This window comes from Agrobacterium sp. CG674 (assembly GCF_053521645.1).
On sequence record NZ_JBNWDZ010000003.1, the window covers coordinates 60,210 to 79,045 of the forward strand.

The following is an 18,836-nucleotide window of genomic DNA, read 5'->3' on the forward strand; positions in this document are numbered from 1 at the left end:
GTCAAGCATGTTAAAAGATCAGGATCGCATCTTTACCAATCTCTACGGCCTCAAGGACACGTCTCTTAAAGGCGTGATGGCGCGTGGACATTGGGATGGCACCAAGCAGATCATTGAAAAGGGCCGTGACTGGATCATCAACGAAATGAAGGCCTCCGGCCTTCGTGGTCGTGGTGGTGCGGGCTTCCCGACAGGCCTGAAATGGTCCTTCATGCCCAAGGAGAGCGATGGCCGTCCACACTATCTCGTGGTCAATGCCGACGAATCCGAGCCAGGCACCTGCAAGGACCGCGAAATCTTGCGCCACGATCCGCATACGCTGATCGAAGGCTGCGTGATTGCCGGTTTCGCCATGAGTGCGCATACGGCTTATATTTATGTTCGCGGTGAATATATGCGCGAACGCGAAGCGCTTCAGGCGGCAATCGACGAGTGCTATGACGCTGGCCTCCTTGGCAAGAACAACAAGAACGGCTGGGATTTCGATATCTACGTTCACCACGGCGCAGGTGCCTATATCTGTGGCGAGGAAACGGCACTGCTCGAAAGCCTTGAAGGCAAGAAGGGCCAGCCGCGCCTCAAACCTCCATTCCCGGCCAATATGGGCCTCTACGGCTGCCCGACGACGGTCAACAATGTCGAGTCCATCGCCGTTGCACCGACAATCTTACGTCGTGGCGCGTCCTGGTTCTCCTCCATCGGCCGCCCAAACAATGTCGGCACGAAACTATTCATGGTTTCAGGTCACGTCGAACGTCCTTGCACCTTCGAAGATGCGCTTGGACTTTCGTTCAAGGAACTGATCGAGCGTCACTGTGGTGGCATTCGTGGCGGATGGGATAATCTTCTCGGCGTCATTCCAGGCGGCGCATCGTGCCCCATCGTTCGCGGTGAGGACATGAAGGATGCCATCATGGATTTCGATGGCATGCGTGAAGTGAAGTCGTCCTTCGGCACGGGTGGCATGATCGTCATGGACAAGTCCACCGACGTCATCAAGGCCATTGCCCGCATCGCGGCGTTCTTCAAGCACGAAAGCTGTGGCCAGTGCACCCCTTGCCGCGAAGGCACGGGCTGGATGTGGCGCGTCCTGGAACGCATGGTCAAGGGCAACGCGCAGAAGCGTGAAATCGACATGTTGTTTGAAGTCACCAAGCAGATCGAGGGCCACACCATCTGTGCGCTAGGCGATGCTGCTGCATGGCCGGTTCAGGCATTGATTCGTAATTTCCGTCCGGAAATAGAAAAGCGGATCGACGAATATACCTACAGGGCCATGGATGACGGCGCTGTGCTTGAGGCTGCCGAGTAACACCGGCCAAAGTAACGCCCGAAGGGTGTTGCGAGAGGCGGGGATCGGGTGTACCGGTCCCTTATATCGTTAAAGCGTCTTGCGGATTTTGAGTCTGCTCGATGTCATCAGGATTTGTTGCGGAACGCATGAGACGGTGCGGGACGGACAGGCAACAGGACGTAAGTAGGACCATGACAAAGCTCAAGGTTGACGGTAAAGAGATCGAAGTCCCGGATCATTTCACGCTGTTGCAGGCGTGTGAGGAGGCTGGTGCCGAAGTTCCTCGCTTTTGTTTCCACGAGCGTTTGTCGGTCGCGGGCAATTGCCGCATGTGTCTCATCGAGGTGAAGGGCGGGCCGCCAAAGCCTGCGGCATCTTGCGCTATGGGCGTGCGCGATATTCGCGGTGGCCCCAATGGCGAACTGCCAGAAGTTTTCACCAACACGCCTATGGTCAAGAAGGCCCGCGAAGGCGTGATGGAATTTCTTCTCATCAACCATCCGCTTGATTGTCCCATCTGCGACCAGGGTGGCGAATGCGACCTTCAGGACCAGGCCATGGCCTTTGGTATTCCTGGCTCGCGTTACTCTGAAAACAAGCGCGCCGTAGAAGACAAATACATCGGGCCGCTCGTCAAGACGGTCATGAACCGCTGCATTCACTGCACGCGCTGCGTTCGTTTCACCACCGAAGTTGCTGGCATCTCTGAACTTGGCCTGATCGGCCGTGGCGAAGATGCCGAAATCACGACGTATCTCGAGCAGGCGATGACGTCGGAGCTTCAGGGTAACGTCGTTGATCTTTGCCCGGTTGGTGCGCTGACATCGAAGCCATTCGCCTTCACCGCCCGTCCATGGGAACTCGGCAAGACCGAAACCATCGACGTGATGGATGCCCTTGGTTCTGCGATCCGCGTGGATACACGTGGTCGCGAAGTTATGCGCGTCATGCCGCGTGTCAACGAGGCAATCAACGAAGAATGGATTTCCGACAAGAGCCGATTCATCTGGGATGGCTTGAAGACACAGCGTCTCGACAAACCTTATGTCCGCAGGGATGGCCGCTTGCAGCCAGCCACATGGGGTGAGGCTTTCGGCGCTATCAAGGCCGCTATGGCTTCGACATCGGGCGAAAAGATCGGTGCAATCGCTGGCGATCTGTCCACGGTCGAGGAAATGTTTGCGCTGAAGTCGCTGCTGGCATCTCTCGGCTCCACAAATATCGATTGCCGTCAGGATGGCGCAGCCCTTGATCCATCGCTGGGTCGTGCGAGCTACCTGTTCAACGCCACCATCGAAGGCATCGAAAATGCCGACGCTCTTCTCATCATCGGCTCGAACCCACGTTTCGAAGGTGCCGTTCTCAATGCGCGCATTCGCAAGCGTTGGCGTCGCGGCGGTTTCCCGATTGGTGTGATCGGCGAAGCTGGAGAATTGCGTTATGATTACGAATATCTCGGTTCTGGAACGGATACTTTGTCTGATCTGGTCAGCGGTGGACATAGCTTGATCGAAAAGCTGAAGGCCGCGAAGAACCCGCTCATCATTGTAGGGCAGGGTGCCTTGTCACGCGAAGATGGCGCAGCTGTTCTGAGCGCTGCAGCAAAGCTCGCCGTTTCCGTAGGTGCTGTATCTGCTGAGTGGAACGGCTTCTCTGTTCTTCACACGGCTGCTGCTCGCGTTGGTGGTCTGGACATTGGTTTCGTTCCTGCAGACAAGTCTGCCAACGCAGCGTCCATCGTTGCATCTTCGGAGGTTCTTTTCCTTCTTGGTGCCGATGAGATCGATCTTTCTGCCAAGGCAGCAAAGCTCACCGTTTACATCGGATCGCATGGTGACGCTGGCGCAATGGCTGCCGATGTCATTCTGCCTGGTGCTGCCTATACCGAAAAGTCAGGTATCTGGGTCAACACCGAAGGTCGGGTCCAGATGGGGAACCGCGCCGGTTTTGCACCGGGTGAAGCCCGTGAAGACTGGGCGATCCTTCGTGCGCTTTCCGATGTTCTCGGCAAGAAGCTGCCATTCGACTCGCTTTCGGCACTGCGCGCTCAACTCTACATTGCGCATCCGCATCTTGCTGATGCTGATGAGATTGCTGTTGCCAACGGGGCTGATCTCGAGGCTCTGGCTGCAAAGGCTGGAACTTTGTCCAAGGCGGGTTTTGCTTCGCCGGTTAAGGACTTTTATTTGACGAACCCGATTGCGAGAGCGTCTGCTGTCATGGCCGAGTGTTCCGCATTGGCCCGCAACAACTTCAAGGCTGCGGCAGAGTAAGGGTAGGGGATTATGGACTCGTTTTTCTGGAGCTACGTCTGGCCAGCGCTGATTATTGTCGGCCAGTCTCTGCTGCTTCTCGTTTTGCTGTTGGTGTCGATCGCCTTTCTTCTTCTGGCAGACCGTAAGATCTGGGCTGCCGTACAGTTGCGCCGTGGTCCCAACGTTGTTGGTCCCTTCGGTCTCCTCCAGTCGTTCGCCGACCTTTTGAAGTTCATTCTGAAAGAGCCGGTCATTCCATCGGGTGCCAACAAGGCAGTTTTCCTGCTGGCTCCGCTGGTTGCCGTGACGCTGGCGCTGGCAACTTACGCGGTCATCCCGTTTGCGGATGGTTGGGTGATTGCCAATATCAATGTCGGGATTCTCTACATCTTCGCGATCTCTTCGCTTGAAGTCTACGGCATCATCATGGGTGGCTGGGCGTCGAACTCGAAATATCCTTTCCTCGGCGCGCTTCGTTCTGCCGCACAGATGGTGTCCTATGAAGTCTCCATCGGCCTCGTTATTGTCACTGTTCTGCTCTGCGTTGGTTCGTTGAACCTGACAGATATCGTCAACGCTCAGCACACCGGCATCGGCACATCGCTTGGCTTGCCGTCATCCTTCTTGGATTGGCATTGGTTGCCGCTGTTCCCGATGTTCATCATCTTCTTCATCTCGTCGCTGGCGGAAACAAACCGTCCACCGTTCGATTTGCCTGAAGCTGAATCGGAACTTGTCGCAGGTCATATGGTGGAGTATGGCTCCACTCCGTACATGATGTTCATGCTGGGCGAATATGCGGCCATCGTTCTGATGTGCTGCCTCACAACCATCCTTTTCCTTGGTGGCTGGCTGCCTATCGTTGATGTGTGGTTCCTGAACTGGGTACCGGGTATCATCTGGTTCGTCCTCAAGGGCGGCATGGTCTTCTTCATGTTCGGCTTGGTGAAGGCATTCGTCCCACGTTACCGCTATGACCAGTTGATGCGTCTTGGTTGGAAGGTCTTCCTGCCTCTGTCACTCGCAATGGTTATTATTGTTGCATTCGTACTCAAGCTGACGGCGGGAGCGTAAGATGTCCGCAGTCCTCGCTTGCAGATTTGGAGGTTGATATGGCCAGTCTTTCACAAGCCGTCAATTCGCTGTTCCTCAAGGAATTCGTAGGCGCGTTCTTCTTGACGATGCGCCACTTCTTCAAACAGAAGGCAACAGTGAACTATCCATTCGAAAAAGGCCCGGTCAGCCCGCGCTTTCGTGGTGAGCATGCACTTCGTCGTTATCCCAATGGCGAAGAACGCTGCATCGCTTGCAAGCTGTGCGAAGCGATCTGTCCTGCCCAGGCGATAACCATTGAAGCCGGCCCGCGCCGCAACGATGGCACGCGCCGCACGGTTCGTTACGATATCGACATGGTAAAGTGCATTTATTGCGGCTTCTGCCAGGAAGCCTGCCCGGTCGATGCGATCGTGGAAGGCCCGAATTTCGAATTCGCAACCGAGACCCGCGAGGAGCTGTATTTCGACAAGCAGCGGCTTCTCGATAATGGCGATCGTTGGGAACGCGAAATCGCTCGCAACCTTGCTCTGGATGCGCCTTACCGTTAAGGCACATCCTTGTTTCGAAGCGCTGCTTCGAAGTGGGTAAAACAGTCACTGCCTGTCGGTTTTCGCTGACGGGAATAAAACGGGCATACGGCTTTTCGGCCGTGTTTGTCCGGTGAGGACAAAAAGGCACCAACATGGGTCTGCACGCTGTATTCTTTTACATATTCGCCTTCGTCGCAGTTGCGTCCGCGTTTATGGTCATCGCTTCGAAGAACCCCGTTCACTCGGTGTTGTTCCTCATCCTGACATTCTTCAACGCAGCGGCGCTTTTCCTGCTGACGGGTGCAGAATTTCTGGCCATGATCCTGCTGGTCGTTTATGTCGGCGCTGTGGCGGTGCTGTTCCTCTTCGTCGTCATGATGCTGGATGTAGACTTTGCAGAACTTCGCTCAGGCGTGCTGCAATACGCTCCGATCGGTGCGCTTGTCGGCATCATTCTGGCGGCCGAGCTCATCATAGTCGTTGGCGGCAGCGTGCTTAACCCGCAGGCAGCGAAATCGATCACCATGCCGATCCCCAACCCGGCAGAGCGCGCCAATACGGCAGCACTCGGCGATGTGCTCTACACCAACTACGTTTACTTCTTCCAGCTTGCCGGTCTGGTGCTGCTGGTTGCGATGATCGGTGCAATCGTGCTGACACTTCGCCACCGCACCGATATCAAGCGGCAGGATATTGCCACCCAGGTTGGTCGCGATCCCAAGACCGCTGTCACGACAGTCAAGGTCAAGCCGGGTCAGGGCATCTAAGGCGCGAACGGATCCAAGGAAAACATATTATGGAAATCGGTCTTTCCCATTACCTCACGGTCAGCGCGGTCCTCTTCACGATCGGCATCTTCGGTATCTTTCTCAACCGTAAGAATGTCATCGTTATCCTGATGTCGATCGAACTGATCCTGCTTGCGGTCAACCTCAACATGGTCGCGTTCTCGTCCTTCCTGAACGATATTGTTGGCCAGGTTTTTGCGCTGTTCATTCTGACTGTTGCTGCTGCGGAAGCCGCCATCGGTCTTGCAATACTCGTTGTCTTCTATCGCAACCGCGGTTCCATTGCCGTGGAAGACGTCAATATGATGAAGGGCTGATAAGGCTATGATCTACAAAGCTATCGTCTTTCTTCCGCTGATCGGCTTCCTGATCGCTGGCCTTTTCGGCCGCTCCATCGGCGCCAAGGCTTCGGAATATGTCACCACCGGCTTGATGATCGTCGTCGCGATCCTGTCGTGGATCGTCTTCTTCGATGTCGCGCTTCTGAGCCATGAAGCCGGTGAAGTCATCAAGGTGACTGTGCTTCGCTGGATCCAGTCCGGTGGCATAGACGTCGAATGGGCGTTCCGCATCGATACCTTGACGGCTGTGATGTTCGTCGTCGTCAACACCGTGTCGACCCTGGTTCACCTGTACTCCATCGGGTACATGCACCATGATCCGCACCGTCCGCGCTTCTTTGCCTATCTGTCGCTCTTCACCTTCGCCATGCTCATGCTGGTTACATCTGACAATCTGTTGCAGATGTTCTTCGGCTGGGAAGGTGTTGGCCTGGCGTCCTACCTGCTCATTGGTTTCTGGTACAAGAAGCCCTCTGCTTCCGCTGCTGCCATGAAGGCCTTCATCGTCAACCGCGTCGGTGACTTTGGCTTCATTCTCGGCATTTCCGGTCTTTTTGTGCTGTTCGGTTCGGTGAACTTCGAAACGATCTTTGCTGCCGCAGGCACCTACCTGCCTGCCGATGGCGCTGCCTCTACCGATGTCGTCATCAATCTGTTTGGCATGCAGCTTGACAAGGCCCATGCGTTGACAGGCGTTTGCCTTCTGCTCTTTATGGGCTCGATGGGTAAGTCTGCTCAGTTCCTGCTGCACACTTGGTTGCCAGACGCGATGGAAGGCCCAACACCTGTTTCGGCACTCATTCACGCCGCAACCATGGTTACGGCCGGTGTGTTCCTTGTCGCACGCATGTCTCCAATCTTCGAACTTTCGCCAGATGCGTTGACTTTCGTCACGCTCATCGGCGCGATCACTGCCTTCTTTGCGGCCACCGTCGGCCTGGTTCAGAACGACATCAAACGCGTTATCGCCTATTCGACCTGTTCGCAGCTCGGTTACATGTTTGTCGCACTTGGCGTTGGTGCCTATGGCGCAGCGGTCTTCCATCTCTTCACGCACGCCTTCTTCAAAGCGTTGTTGTTCCTTTGCGCAGGCTCCGTCATTCACGCTGTGGATGGAGAGCAGGACATGCGTCACATGGGCGGTCTGCGCAAGCACATCCCCATCACGTTCTGGACGATGACGATCGGCACACTCGCGCTCACTGGCGTTGGTATTCCGGGCACCATGTTCGGTTTCGCAGGCTTCTTCTCTAAGGACGTGATCATCGAATCCGCCTATGCATCGCACAATGCGGTCGCAGGCTTCGCCTTCACGCTTCTGGTTATCGCCGCGCTGTTTACCAGCTTCTATTCCTGGCGCCTGGCATTCATGACGTTCTTCGGCAAGCCGCGCGCGTCTGCTGATGTCATGCACCATGTCCATGAATCGCCGATGGTTATGCTGATTCCGCTGTTCATTCTGACTGTTGGTGCAATCTTTGCGGGCGTCGCCTTCGAAGGCCACTTCTTCGGCCATGAATATGCAGAATTCTGGAAGGGCGCTCTGTTTACGCTTCCGTCCAACGAAATCCTCGAAGAATTCCACCATGTCCCGTTGTGGGTCAAGTGGAGCCCGTTCTTCGCCATGGCACTTGGTTTCGTGACCGCTTGGTACATGTATATCAAGTCGCCTGAAACGCCTAAGCGTCTGGCAAAGACCCACCATGGCCTTTACCAGTTCCTGCTCAACAAGTGGTACTTTGACGAACTCTATGATTTTCTCTTTGTTCGTTCCGCTAAGGCGTTCGGTCGCTTCCTGTGGAAAAAGGGCGATGTCGCTGTCATCGACCACTACGGACCTAACGGTATTGCCGCGCGCGTGGCTGATGTGACCAACCGCGTCGTTCGTCTGCAATCCGGTTACCTCTATCATTATGCCTTCGCGATGCTGATCGGCATTGCCGGGCTTGTCACCTGGATGATGCTCGGGAGTGCCCTCTGATGACCGATTGGCCTATTCTTTCAACGGTCACCTTCCTGCCGCTCGTCGGCGTGGTGCTCTTGCTTCTGACGAATGCGAATGGTCCATTCGGCCGCCGCAACGTCCTGAACGTATCGCTGCTGACGACTGTCTTTACCTTTGTCGTTTCCCTGTTCATCTGGATCGGCTTCGACAATTCGAACCCGGGCTTCCAGATGATCGAGAAGCATGCCTGGTTCGGTGATCTCGCAGCCTATCATCTGGGCGTCGATGGCATCTCGATGCTGTTTGTGATCCTGACCACATTCCTGATGCCCTTCTGCATTCTGGCCAGCTGGAACTCGATCGAGAAGCGTATCAAGGAATACATGATCGCCTTCCTTCTCCTGGAAGTCGTGATGATCGGCGTGTTTGTCGCGCTTGATACGGTTCTGTTTTACGTTTTCTTCGAAGCAACGCTGATACCGATGTTCATCATCATCGGCGTCTGGGGCGGCAAGGATCGCGTCTACGCATCCTATAAGTTCTTCCTCTATACGCTTCTGGGCTCGGTTCTGACCATGCTCGCTATCATGGCGATGTATTGGCAGGCTGGAACTACCGATATGACTATACTTCTGAAGCACGGCTTTCCGGCTGGCATGCAGACGTGGCTCTGGCTTGCTTGTTTTGCAGCCTTCGCGGTGAAGATGCCGATGTGGCCTGTTCACACTTGGCTTCCGGATGCCCACGTTCAGGCGCCGACCGCTGGTTCCGTCATTCTGGCGGGTGTCATGCTGAAGCTTGGCGGTTATGGTTTCATCCGCTTCTCGCTTTCCATGTTCCCGATTGCATCGGATTACTTCGCGCCGTTCGTCTTCACTCTGTCTGTCATCGCCATCATCTACACGTCGCTTGTTGCGATGATGCAGGACGACATCAAAAAGCTGATTGCCTATTCGTCTGTTGCGCACATGGGTTACGTCACGATGGGTATCTTCGCCGCCAATGTTCAGGGCGTCCAGGGTGCGATCTTCCAGATGCTGTCGCATGGTATCGTCTCGGGCGCGCTGTTCCTTTGCGTAGGCGTGGTCTATGACAGGCTGCACACCCGCGAGATTTCCGCTTACGGCGGTCTCGTCAACAACATGCCGAAATATGCGGTTGCCTTCATGGTCTTCACCATGGCCAATGTCGGTCTGCCGGGCACATCGGGCTTCGTGGGTGAGTTCCTGACCATCATCGGCGTGTTCCGGGCCAATACCTGGGTTGCACTCTTTGCCGCAACTGGCGTCATCCTCTCCGCGTCGTATGCGCTGTGGCTCTACCGCCGCGTCATTTTCGGCGCGCTGGAGAAGGAAAGCCTGAAGGCCATGCTCGACCTTTCGACCCGCGAAAAGCTTATGCTGTATCCGCTAGTGGCGCTGACGATCTTCTTCGGCGTCTATCCGGCACCGGTTTTCGATGCTACGGCAGCGTCGGTGGACCTTTTGATCAATAATTATACGGCCGCATTGCAGGCAGCGCAGAATGTTGCGCTTTCTCTGAACTGACGACAGGACCCGTAGGACATGACCGCTGAAATTCTTTTTGCCAGTCTGCGCATCGCGACGCCCGAGCTGATCCTTGCGGTCGGCGCTCTGGCGCTGCTCATGATTGGGGTCTTCTCCGGGGACAAGTCGACCAACACGGTTACGGGTCTCGCCGTAGCGCTTCTGGTCGTCGTTGGTCTGTGGATCATCTTTGCACCAGCCACTGGCGAAGCCTTTGGCGGTGTTTACGTGGCCGATGCCTTCGGCAATTTCATGAAGATACTGGCGCTAATCGGTGCCATTGTCGCCATGATCCTGTCTGTCGGCCATAGCCGGGTCGAGCCTATCGGGCGCTTCGAATTCCCGGTGTTGCTGGTTCTTGCAACACTCGGCATTCTCCTGATGATCTCTGCCAACAACCTGATCTCGCTCTACATGGCGCTGGAATTGCAGTCGCTCGCGCTCTACGTCATCTGCGCCATCAACCGCGAAAGCCTGCGCTCCACAGAAGCCGGTCTGAAGTACTTCGTCCTGGGTGCACTGTCTTCCGGTATGTTGCTCTACGGCATGTCGCTGGTCTATGGCTTCACCGGCAACACAGGCTTCAATGAAATCGCAGCAGTTCTCTCCTCTGAGGCACGCTCGCTCGGCCTCGTCTTCGGTCTGGTCTTCGTGCTTGCTGGTCTGGCGTTCAAGATTTCTGCCGTGCCATTCCACATGTGGACGCCTGACGTTTACGAGGGTGCACCAACGACCGTTACGGCCTTCCTGGCTGCTGCGCCAAAGGTCGGCGCAATGGCTATCCTGGTCCGTATCGTGATTGATGCGTTCCAGCCTGTCTTTGGTGATTGGCAGCAGATCGTCGTTTTCATCTCCATCGCGTCCATGCTGCTCGGCGCTTTCGCTGCCATCGGCCAGCGAAACATCAAGCGTCTGATGGCATATTCTTCCATCAGCCATATGGGCTATGCGCTTGTTGGCCTCGCGGCCGGCAGTGAAGCTGGCGTTGCTGGCGTGCTGCTTTACATGGCCGTCTATATGGGCATGACGCTTGGTACCTTCGCCTGCATTCTCGCCATGCGCCGCAAGGATATTGGCAATGTCGAAGATATCAATGATCTCGCAGGCCTTGCGTCGTCCAACCCGATCATGGCGCTGGTCATGACCATCATGATGTTCTCGCTCGCTGGCATTCCGCCGCTGGCCGGCTTCTTCGGAAAATACTATGTTTTCCTCGCAGCCATCGAGGCGCATCTTTACCCGCTCGCCGTTATCGGCGTCATCGCTTCGGTTGTCGGTGCCTATTACTATCTGCGCATCGTCAAGGTAATGTGGTTCGATGAAGCGAAGGGTGGCTTTGAAAAGGCAGCGATTGAATTGCGTGTCGTTTACGCACTCTCTGGCCTCTTTGTACTCGGCTTTATTCTCTTCGGCGGTATGCTGGGCAACGCGGTAACAGTCGCAGCAAAGACGTTCTTTTGAGCGACACGCGAATGAAAACGGGCCGGGTGTCAAGGGATGACTTCCGGCACGAGGCGGTGACGGAAACGTCATCGACCAATATTGAGTGTTTTGCCCGGGCAAGGGCAGGTGATGGCGGCAATCTCTGGGTTACCGCCATCCGTCAGACCGGCGGGCGGGGCCGCCGCGGCAGGCCATGGGTGTCTGAGCCCGGCAATCTCTACGCCTCCCTTCTTCTCATCGATGCAGCTCCCATGGAGCATATTGGCTCTCTGCCGCTGGCCTTCGCGCTGGCGGTTTATCGTGCCGTGGCCTCTGTGCTGCCGGTTGGTTCTGCGCCACTCGAGATTAAATGGCCTAATGATATTCTGATCGGTCGCAGGAAGACCTGCGGCATTTTGATGGAAGCGGAAACATTGCCGGATGGGCGCTCGGCACTCGTCATCGGCATCGGCATCAATATTGCCCATATGCCCACTGATCCGGCTTACCCAGTAACTCGCCTTGGTGAACACGGCGCTACCTGTGGGCCGGATGAGCTTTTTGCGCATCTGTACCGTGAATCCGCGCATATTTTGCAGATGTGGAATCGCGGGCAGGGCGTGGCAGATGTCATGCGCCTGTGGCGCGCGGCGGCCTGTGGCATCGGAGAACCGATCACTGTTAATTTGCCGGATCGTTCTATACACGGGCGTTTTGCTGGAATTGATGATAAGGGTTTTCTGCTGCTGGAAGAAGATGGCGGTCCTACCCGCGCCATCGCGGCTGGCGATGTGTTTTTTGGTTGATCTGCACGGTGCGTGAAAGCGCCGAGGTTCGACATTGTAATCTGGAGCATTCCTGCTGCTCGGTAAATGTAGGACGCACGCTTGGCCACGCATCGGCCATCTCGGTGTGATTGATGAAAACCGATGCTTATCGCCTCGCTCTCGCACGTCCTTGCACGTGACGGTGCCAGGCATGATTGGACGAACACAGTAATGACGACAAAAGACGAATTCGTATTCTTGCCGCTGGGCGGGGTCGGCGAAATTGGCATGAACCTGGCGCTCTATGGCTACGGCCCGGCGTCCAAGCGTCAATGGATCATGGTGGATTGCGGCGTAACATTCGCAGGGCTTGATCTGCCAGGCATCGATCTCGTATTGCCCGATATCAGCTTTATTGAAGCGCAGCTCGCAAACCTCAAAGCTATCATCATCACCCACGCGCACGAAGACCACTATGGTGCGCTTAACGATCTCTGGCCGAGCCTCAAAGTGCCGGTCTATGCGTCCGGCTTCACCGCTGGCATGCTGGAAGCCAAGCGCAATTATGAGGGGACCCGCGCAGAAATTCCCATCACGCCGTTCAAGGCGGGTGATCGTATCAATGTCGGTCCGTTCGAGATCGAAGCTGTCGGCGTCAACCACTCCATTCCTGAGCCTATGTCGCTCGTCATCCGCACGCCGCTTGGCAATGCCGTGCATACCGGCGACTGGAAGATCGACCATGCGCCCTCGCTTGGACCGTTTACCGATGAAGCACGCTTCCGTGCCATCGGTGAAGAAGGCGTTCTGGCCATGATGTGCGATAGCACGAATGCGCTGCGCGATGGTGTCTCTCCATCCGAAGAGCAGGTCTCTGAAGGTCTGCGGCAGATCATTGAAAATGCCGAGGGCCGCGTTGCGGTCACCACCTTCTCATCCAATGTCGGGCGCATTCGCTCCATTGCCCAGGCGGCGGAACGTGCAGGACGTGAAGTGCTGTTGCTCGGTAGTTCGCTGAAGCGAGTGGTCAATGTCTCGCAGGATCTCGGCATCATGGAGGGCATTAAGCCGTTCCTCGCCGAAGATGAATTTGGTTACATTCCGCGCAACAAGGTTGTCATTATCCTCACCGGCTCGCAGGGTGAGGCACGTGCGGCGCTCGCTAAGCTTTCCCGCGATGAGATGCGTAATGTTGCCTTGGCTGCTGGCGATACGGTGGTGTTTTCCTCCCGTGCCATTCCCGGCAATGAAAAGGGTATTCAGGACATCAAGAACGGCCTGATAGAGCAGGGCATTCACATCATCACGGATAATGAAGCGTTGGTTCACGTGTCCGGCCACCCACGCCGCAGCGAACTCTTGCAGATGTATGAGTGGGTAAAACCGCAGATCTTGGTTCCCGTTCATGGCGAGGCTGCGCACCTGGTAGGGCAGAAAGAACTGGCCGAGCAGGCTGGCATCGGGCAGGTTCCGAAGGTCCGCAACGGCAATATTCTGCGCCTTGCGCCCGGTCCAGCCGAGGTTATCGATGATGCGCCGCATGGCCGTATCTTCAAGGATGGCCGCCTGCTGGGCGATTTCGAAGAAATGGGCATTGGCGATCGTCGGAAGCTCTCCTTCGCCGGTCACGTCTCCGTCAATGTCCTGCTGGACAGCCGCTATGATTTCCTGGGCGATCCCGATGTCATTCCATTCGGCCTGCCGGAATTCGATGATGAAGGCGAAGCCATGGAAGACACGCTCTATGATGCCGTGCTGGGTGCGGTCGAAAGCATTCCGCGTGCGCGCCGCAAGGATTTGAATATGGTGCAGGAATCGGTGCGTCGTGCCGTTCGCGCCGCCGCCAATCAGGTCTGGGGCAAGAAGCCAATCGTCACGGTGTTCGTCACCAAGGTTTAAGATCGGTCGCAGCTATTTGGAAGGGTAAGCATGCTTGGTCGTATCAACCATATCGCAATTGCCGTGCCGGATCTGGCTGCGGCAGTTTCCACCTATCGTGACACGCTGGGAGCTGCGGTTTCGCAGTCCCAGCCTTTGCCGGAACATGGCGTGACGGTTGTGTTCGTAGAGCTTCCCAATACCAAGGTGGAATTGCTGGAACCGTTGGGTGAAAAATCGCCCATTACGGCGTTTCTCGAAAAGAACCCATCGGGCGGAATGCACCATATCTGCTATGAGGTGGAAGATATCATCGCCGCGCGCGATCACCTCAAGGCAGAGGGTGCGCGTGTGTTAGGGGACGGAGAGCCGAAGCTCGGCGCCCATGGAAAGCCGGTGCTTTTTCTTCACCCGAAGGATTTTTTCGGTACATTGATAGAGCTTGAACAGATCTGAAACCCAAAGCGGGTTTGATCTGCATCGCGAAAAGGCGTCAAACGACGCAGGAGGATGAGTGCATGCAGTGGATTTCGGCCTTTGCCGTCTTTTTCATCGTCTGGTGGACCATCCTGTTCGTGGTCCTGCCAATTGGACTGCGCACACAGTCTGACGATGGCAATGTTGCGCTCGGCACCGTTGCCAGTGCACCGGCACGCTTCCGGGGCGGGAAGATCGTGCTGCTGACAACGCTGATTTCTCTGGCAGTCTGTGCACTTTGGTATGCAGTCACGTGGTATGCCGGCTTCACCATGGATGACCTGCCACGCATTATCCCGGTTTATGACTGATTTCTGTCATCCCGCTGTCATGTAGAGACGGCATACAGCCTCAGACCGATAAACTGCAAATTGACAATCACAAATTTGCCTTGATTGATTGTGCCGATTTGCTTATCCGGCAAAAAAGCAAAAAAAAACAAGGCTTTTCAGCCTTGTTTTTCAGTTTCGCGTGATCTGTAACCGTTGCCGGGGCAGCGAATGAACGCGCCTAAGATCTCATCCTCCCAAGACTGACCGCGAAATAGACAAGAATTTAAACTCCCTGCCTCTTTTGTGAGCTGAAACTAGCCCAAACATTAAACCTTGTCACCCAATTTTTTGTAAATTTGTTACAGTCGGCAAAAAAATTCTCCTGGCGCGATATGTCGCATGTACGGGGCAAAATTATTCCTCCTGTGGCCGATCAGAGGCGAAATCTGTCTAAAAGCTGTCGTAAAACTGACACGAATTGGGTTTGTCAGGGGCTTTTGCAAGGCTGAAATTCCGTTTTTTCAACATGTGTGCACGATCTCTTGAAAACGCTGGTAGAACTCGGAGTTTGGTGGCGTCAAGACCTTGGTGTGCGGGTTTCCTTCTGGTTCGGAAACCGCTATGTACGGCGCAAATATCCCGTTATTCCGGCGATTCCCGCGTAAATGCGAGGCTTCGTCACAAAATGGAATCCACCATGCGTCTTAGCCGTTACTTTTTGCCCATCCTCAAGGAAAACCCCAAGGAAGCCGAGATTGTCTCGCACCGCCTCATGTTGCGTGCGGGCATGGTCCGCCAGCAGAGCCAGGGCATCTATTCCTGGCTGCCGCTGGGCAAGCGCGTTTTGGATAAGGTCAACAAGATCGTGCGGGAAGAGCAGGATCGCTCTGGCGCCATCGAGCTTCTGATGCCAACGCTTCAGACGGCAGAGCTGTGGCAGGAGAGCGGTCGCTATGATGATTACGGCAAGGAAATGCTGCGCATCAAGGACCGTCAGGACCGTCAGATGCTTTACGGTCCGACCAATGAAGAGATGATCACTGATATCTTCCGGTCCTATGTGAAGTCTTACAAGACCCTGCCGCTGAACCTCTATCACATTCAGCTCAAGTTCCGTGACGAGGTACGTCCGCGTTTCGGCACGATGCGCTCGCGTGAATTCCTGATGAAGGATGCCTATTCCTTCGACCTGACCAAGGAAGACGCGATCCATTCTTATAACAAAATGTTCACGGCTTACCTGCGTACCTTCTCTCGTCTTGGCCTACGCGCCATTCCTATGCGGGCCGATACCGGCCCCATCGGCGGCAATCACAGCCATGAATTCATCATTCTGGCCGATACGGGTGAGTCCGAGGTATTCTGCCACAAGAGCTTTCTGGACCGCGGCATTCCGTCTGATGATACGAATTTTGACGATGTTGATGGCTTGCAGGGCGTCTTCAATGATTGGACGACTGACTACGCCGCGACATCTGAAATGCATGATGAAGCCGCATTCAACGCCATTCCCGAAGGCGAGCGTCTTTCGGCGCGCGGTATCGAAGTCGGTCACATCTTCTATTTCGGCACGAAATATTCCGAGCCGATGGGTGCGAAAGTGCAGGGTCCAGATGGCAAGGAACACCTTGTCCACATGGGTTCCTATGGCATAGGGCCGACACGCCTTGTTCCCGCCATCATTGAAGCATCGCATGATGAGAACGGAATCATCTGGCCAGAATCGGTTGCTCCGTTCGATGTCGTCATTATCAACATGAAGGCTGGGGATGCCGCCTGTGATGCAGCCTGTGAGAAGCTGTATTATTCGCTGAGCAACGCCGGCAAGGATGTTCTCTACGACGACACGGACGATCGCGCTGGCCAGAAGTTTGCGACGGCTGACCTCATCGGCGTGCCGATGCAGATCATCGTCGGTCCTCGCAGCGTCGCGGCTGGTGAAGTTGAAGTTAAGACCCGCAAGACCGGCGCACGTGAGACCGTGACCGTTGAAGCGGCTATGAACAGGGTACTTGGCTGAGAAGCCAACAAGGAGAAGACATGGCAAAAGCCGAGGCTGATACCGGTGCAGGCCCATCCGCAAAGGACCAAGGCGCCCGGCCATTTTCGGCCTTCGAGCGCATGGTGGCTTGGCGCTACCTGCGCTCGCGCCGCAAGGAAGCGTTTATCTCCGTCATCGCAGGGTTTTCCTTCGTCGGCATCATGCTTGGCGTTGCGACGCTGATCATCGTCATGGCGGTTATGAACGGTTTCCGCACTGAGCTGATTTCACGTATTCTCGGCATCAACGGCCATATGATCGTGCAGCCCATCGATGCGCCGTTGAAGGACTATGACGAGCTGACGAAGAAATTCGCCGCTGTTCCTGGCGTCACCATGGCGCTGCCATTGGTGGAAGGCCAGACGCTCGCATCCGGTCGCGGCGGTGCTGGCAGTGGTGCGCTGGTGCGCGGTGTGCGCGTCGAAGACATCGAAAAGATCAAGGAAGTCTCCGGCAACATCAAGGTCGGAGATCTCGTCGGCTTCATGTCAGGGCAGGGCGTCCTCGTCGGCTCCCGCCTTGCATCATCTCTCGGTGTTACCGCTGGCGACCAGATTACGCTGATATCACCAGAGGGTGACGTGACGCCGATGGGCGTCAATCCGCGTGTCAAATCCTATACGATCGCGGGCGTCTTCGAAATCGGCATGTCCGAATATGATGCCTCGATGATCTATATGCCGCTGTCTGAAGCGCAGCTCTATTTCAACGCTGAAGGCATCGTCCAGTCCATCGAACTCTTCGTCACTCACCCGGATAATGTGGATGGAATCAGGCCGTTGGTGGAAACGGCGGCTGGACGGCAGGTCTATATCACCGACTGGAGACAGCGAAACCAGACGTTCTTCTCCGCCCTTCAGGTAGAGCGGAATGTCATGTTCATGATCCTGACGCTCATCGTGCTAGTGGCGGCGCTTAACATCATTTCCGGCCTCATCATGCTGGTCAAGGATAAGGGCAGCGACATCGCTATCCTGCGGACCATGGGTGCCAGCGCCGGCTCCATCATGCGGATTTTCTTCATGACGGGTGCGGCAATCGGTATTGTCGGCACATTCGCGGGCGTCGGCCTTGGCGTCCTCGTCTGTCTAAACGTAGAATCGATCCGGCAGTTTTTCTCCTGGATTTCGGGCACGGTTCTGTTTGACCCTCAGCTTTATTTCCTCAGCCAGCTTCCGGCAGAAATGGAATTCAGCGAGACGATGACCGTGGTCATCATGGCGCTGACACTGTCATTTCTGGCAACGATCTTTCCGGCCTGGCGGGCCTCCAAGCTCGACCCGGTTCAGGCCTTGCGTTACGAATAAGGACCGCATCACACAATGGCACAGAAAACAGCGTTGCGGCTTAAGGGCGTGGAACGGACTTACGGACAGGGCGAACACAGCCTGTCCATTTTGAAGAATGCCGATCTCGAGCTGAAAAGCGGAGAGATTGTCGCGCTGGTCGCACCATCGGGCACGGGCAAATCGACATTGCTGCATCTGGCTGGCCTCCTGGAGCACCCGGATGCTGGCGAGGTTTCCATCAATGGCAAGCTTTGCGATAATCTTTCAGACGAAGAGCGCACATCCATCCGCCGCAGCGATATCGGCTTCGTCTACCAGTTCCACCATCTCCTGCCGGAATTCACCGCGCTTGAGAACATCATGATGCCGCAGCTCATTTCCGGGCTGCCGCATGCCGAGGCCAAGGAGCGTGCCAGCGCGCTTCTGGATTACATGCGCATAGGCCATCGTGGCGATCACCGCCCATCGGAACTGTCGGGTGGCGAACAGCAGCGCGTGGCAATTGCCCGTGCGGTCGCCAACGCGCCGCTTCTGCTTCTGGCGGATGAGCCGACAGGAAACCTTGATCCGGAAACGGCGTCCTATGTGTTCGGCGCGTTGGAGGCGCTGGTCCGCCAGTCAGGTCTCGCAGCACTCATCGCCACGCATAACCACGAGCTTGCTGGCCGCATGGACCGCCGCGTCACATTGAGCGAAGGCAAGATCGTCGAGTTCTGACGCGAACCGTCTACTCCCATAATCTACCAAGACCACAACAGGCACATCCGCAGAGACCGGATGTGCCTGTTGGCGTTTGTGGCGTTGAATTTCCCGGGCTGCGACATCTGATCGCTTCTGCTGCGCCTGCGGGGATGTAGCCTGCGCTTTATCCAAATTCACTAACGCCCCGCGGGCTTTCAAAGGGGGAACCCCCGCGAGTCGCGATGCGTTCATA

The 18,836-nt window shown here is 55.8% G+C and carries 16 protein-coding genes; all 16 read left to right on the forward strand.

The features are described 5' to 3' along the window. Positions 1-7 precede the first annotated feature (7 nt). Positions 8-1,312 carry an NADH-quinone oxidoreductase subunit NuoF gene (gene nuoF / locus ACQZ51_RS09520; RefSeq protein WP_448776733.1) on the forward strand — a complete coding sequence of 435 codons (1,305 nt, stop codon included), beginning with the start codon at positions 8-10 and terminating at the stop codon, positions 1,310-1,312. Positions 1,313-1,485: 173 nt separating this feature from the next. Beyond that, the gene (gene nuoG / locus ACQZ51_RS09525; protein ID WP_448776734.1) at positions 1,486-3,567 is read left to right on the forward strand and encodes an NADH-quinone oxidoreductase subunit NuoG; all 2,082 of its coding nucleotides are present in this window, start codon (positions 1,486-1,488) and stop codon (positions 3,565-3,567) included. A gap of 12 nt (positions 3,568-3,579) precedes the next feature. Next, positions 3,580-4,623, forward strand: a complete 1,044-nt coding sequence (nuoH, locus tag ACQZ51_RS09530) for an NADH-quinone oxidoreductase subunit NuoH (RefSeq protein WP_448776735.1) — start codon at positions 3,580-3,582, stop codon at positions 4,621-4,623. A gap of 38 nt (positions 4,624-4,661) precedes the next feature. Then, positions 4,662-5,153 carry an NADH-quinone oxidoreductase subunit NuoI gene (gene nuoI / locus ACQZ51_RS09535; protein WP_042619657.1) on the forward strand — a complete coding sequence of 164 codons (492 nt, stop codon included), beginning with the start codon at positions 4,662-4,664 and terminating at the stop codon, positions 5,151-5,153. 134 nt (positions 5,154-5,287) lie between these two features. Beyond that, positions 5,288-5,902 (forward strand): NADH-quinone oxidoreductase subunit J, encoded by a 615-nt coding sequence (locus tag ACQZ51_RS09540; protein ID WP_042619656.1) that lies wholly within the window; start codon positions 5,288-5,290, stop codon positions 5,900-5,902. Positions 5,903-5,931: 29 nt separating this feature from the next. Further along, the gene (gene nuoK, locus ACQZ51_RS09545; RefSeq protein ID WP_042619655.1) at positions 5,932-6,240 is read left to right on the forward strand and encodes an NADH-quinone oxidoreductase subunit NuoK; all 309 of its coding nucleotides are present in this window, start codon (positions 5,932-5,934) and stop codon (positions 6,238-6,240) included. A gap of 7 nt (positions 6,241-6,247) precedes the next feature. Further along, a complete protein-coding gene (nuoL, locus tag ACQZ51_RS09550; protein WP_448776738.1) occupies positions 6,248-8,245 on the forward strand; it encodes an NADH-quinone oxidoreductase subunit L in 1,998 nt (665 codons plus the stop codon). After that, entirely contained in the window at positions 8,245-9,756 is a 1,512-nt protein-coding gene (locus ACQZ51_RS09555; protein ID WP_448776740.1) for an NADH-quinone oxidoreductase subunit M, read from the forward strand. Before nuoL ends, ACQZ51_RS09555 begins: the two co-directional genes overlap by 1 nt. 18 nt (positions 9,757-9,774) lie before the next feature. Next, complete coding sequence (gene nuoN / locus ACQZ51_RS09560) at positions 9,775-11,217, forward strand: NADH-quinone oxidoreductase subunit NuoN (RefSeq protein ID WP_448776741.1); 1,443 nt, start codon at positions 9,775-9,777, stop codon at positions 11,215-11,217. An 11-nt stretch (positions 11,218-11,228) separates the two neighbouring features. Next, on the forward strand, positions 11,229-11,984 hold the full coding sequence (locus tag ACQZ51_RS09565; protein WP_448776743.1) for a biotin--[acetyl-CoA-carboxylase] ligase: 756 nt from the start codon (positions 11,229-11,231) through the stop codon (positions 11,982-11,984). Positions 11,985-12,176: 192 nt separating this feature from the next. Then, positions 12,177-13,844 (forward strand): ribonuclease J, encoded by a 1,668-nt coding sequence (locus ACQZ51_RS09570; RefSeq protein ID WP_448776744.1) that lies wholly within the window; start codon positions 12,177-12,179, stop codon positions 13,842-13,844. 30 nt (positions 13,845-13,874) lie between these two features. Further along, positions 13,875-14,279, forward strand: a complete 405-nt coding sequence (gene mce / locus ACQZ51_RS09575; protein WP_448776746.1) for a methylmalonyl-CoA epimerase — start codon at positions 13,875-13,877, stop codon at positions 14,277-14,279. Between the two features lie 62 nt (positions 14,280-14,341). Further along, positions 14,342-14,611, forward strand: coding sequence for a DUF1467 family protein (locus ACQZ51_RS09580; protein ID WP_448776748.1), 270 nt, complete (start codon positions 14,342-14,344; stop codon positions 14,609-14,611). A 658-nt stretch (positions 14,612-15,269) separates the two neighbouring features. After that, on the forward strand, positions 15,270-16,592 hold the full coding sequence (proS, locus tag ACQZ51_RS09585; protein WP_448776750.1) for a proline--tRNA ligase: 1,323 nt from the start codon (positions 15,270-15,272) through the stop codon (positions 16,590-16,592). A gap of 20 nt (positions 16,593-16,612) precedes the next feature. Then, positions 16,613-17,920, forward strand: a complete 1,308-nt coding sequence (locus ACQZ51_RS09590; protein ID WP_042619648.1) for a lipoprotein-releasing ABC transporter permease subunit — start codon at positions 16,613-16,615, stop codon at positions 17,918-17,920. A 15-nt stretch (positions 17,921-17,935) separates the two neighbouring features. Next, positions 17,936-18,619 carry an ABC transporter ATP-binding protein gene (locus tag ACQZ51_RS09595; protein WP_448776751.1) on the forward strand — a complete coding sequence of 228 codons (684 nt, stop codon included), beginning with the start codon at positions 17,936-17,938 and terminating at the stop codon, positions 18,617-18,619. Positions 18,620-18,836 lie beyond the last annotated feature (217 nt).

Coding starts and splice junctions, on each gene's coding strand:
- ACQZ51_RS09540 (WP_042619656.1), top strand. CDS start 5,288: ATGGGTCTGCACGCTGTATTCTTTTACATATTCGCCTTCGTCGCAGTT.
- nuoN (WP_448776741.1), top strand. CDS start 9,775: ATGACCGCTGAAATTCTTTTTGCCAGTCTGCGCATCGCGACGCCCGAG.
- ACQZ51_RS09565 (WP_448776743.1), top strand. CDS start 11,229: ATGAAAACGGGCCGGGTGTCAAGGGATGACTTCCGGCACGAGGCGGTG.
- proS (WP_448776750.1), top strand. CDS start 15,270: ATGCGTCTTAGCCGTTACTTTTTGCCCATCCTCAAGGAAAACCCCAAG.
- ACQZ51_RS09590 (WP_042619648.1), top strand. CDS start 16,613: ATGGCAAAAGCCGAGGCTGATACCGGTGCAGGCCCATCCGCAAAGGAC.
- nuoH (WP_448776735.1), top strand. CDS start 3,580: ATGGACTCGTTTTTCTGGAGCTACGTCTGGCCAGCGCTGATTATTGTC.
- ACQZ51_RS09570 (WP_448776744.1), top strand. CDS start 12,177: ATGACGACAAAAGACGAATTCGTATTCTTGCCGCTGGGCGGGGTCGGC.
- ACQZ51_RS09555 (WP_448776740.1), top strand. CDS start 8,245: ATGACCGATTGGCCTATTCTTTCAACGGTCACCTTCCTGCCGCTCGTC.
- nuoK (WP_042619655.1), top strand. CDS start 5,932: ATGGAAATCGGTCTTTCCCATTACCTCACGGTCAGCGCGGTCCTCTTC.
- nuoF (WP_448776733.1), top strand. CDS start 8: ATGTTAAAAGATCAGGATCGCATCTTTACCAATCTCTACGGCCTCAAG.
- nuoG (WP_448776734.1), top strand. CDS start 1,486: ATGACAAAGCTCAAGGTTGACGGTAAAGAGATCGAAGTCCCGGATCAT.
- mce (WP_448776746.1), top strand. CDS start 13,875: ATGCTTGGTCGTATCAACCATATCGCAATTGCCGTGCCGGATCTGGCT.
- ACQZ51_RS09595 (WP_448776751.1), top strand. CDS start 17,936: ATGGCACAGAAAACAGCGTTGCGGCTTAAGGGCGTGGAACGGACTTAC.
- nuoI (WP_042619657.1), top strand. CDS start 4,662: ATGGCCAGTCTTTCACAAGCCGTCAATTCGCTGTTCCTCAAGGAATTC.
- ACQZ51_RS09580 (WP_448776748.1), top strand. CDS start 14,342: ATGCAGTGGATTTCGGCCTTTGCCGTCTTTTTCATCGTCTGGTGGACC.
- nuoL (WP_448776738.1), top strand. CDS start 6,248: ATGATCTACAAAGCTATCGTCTTTCTTCCGCTGATCGGCTTCCTGATC.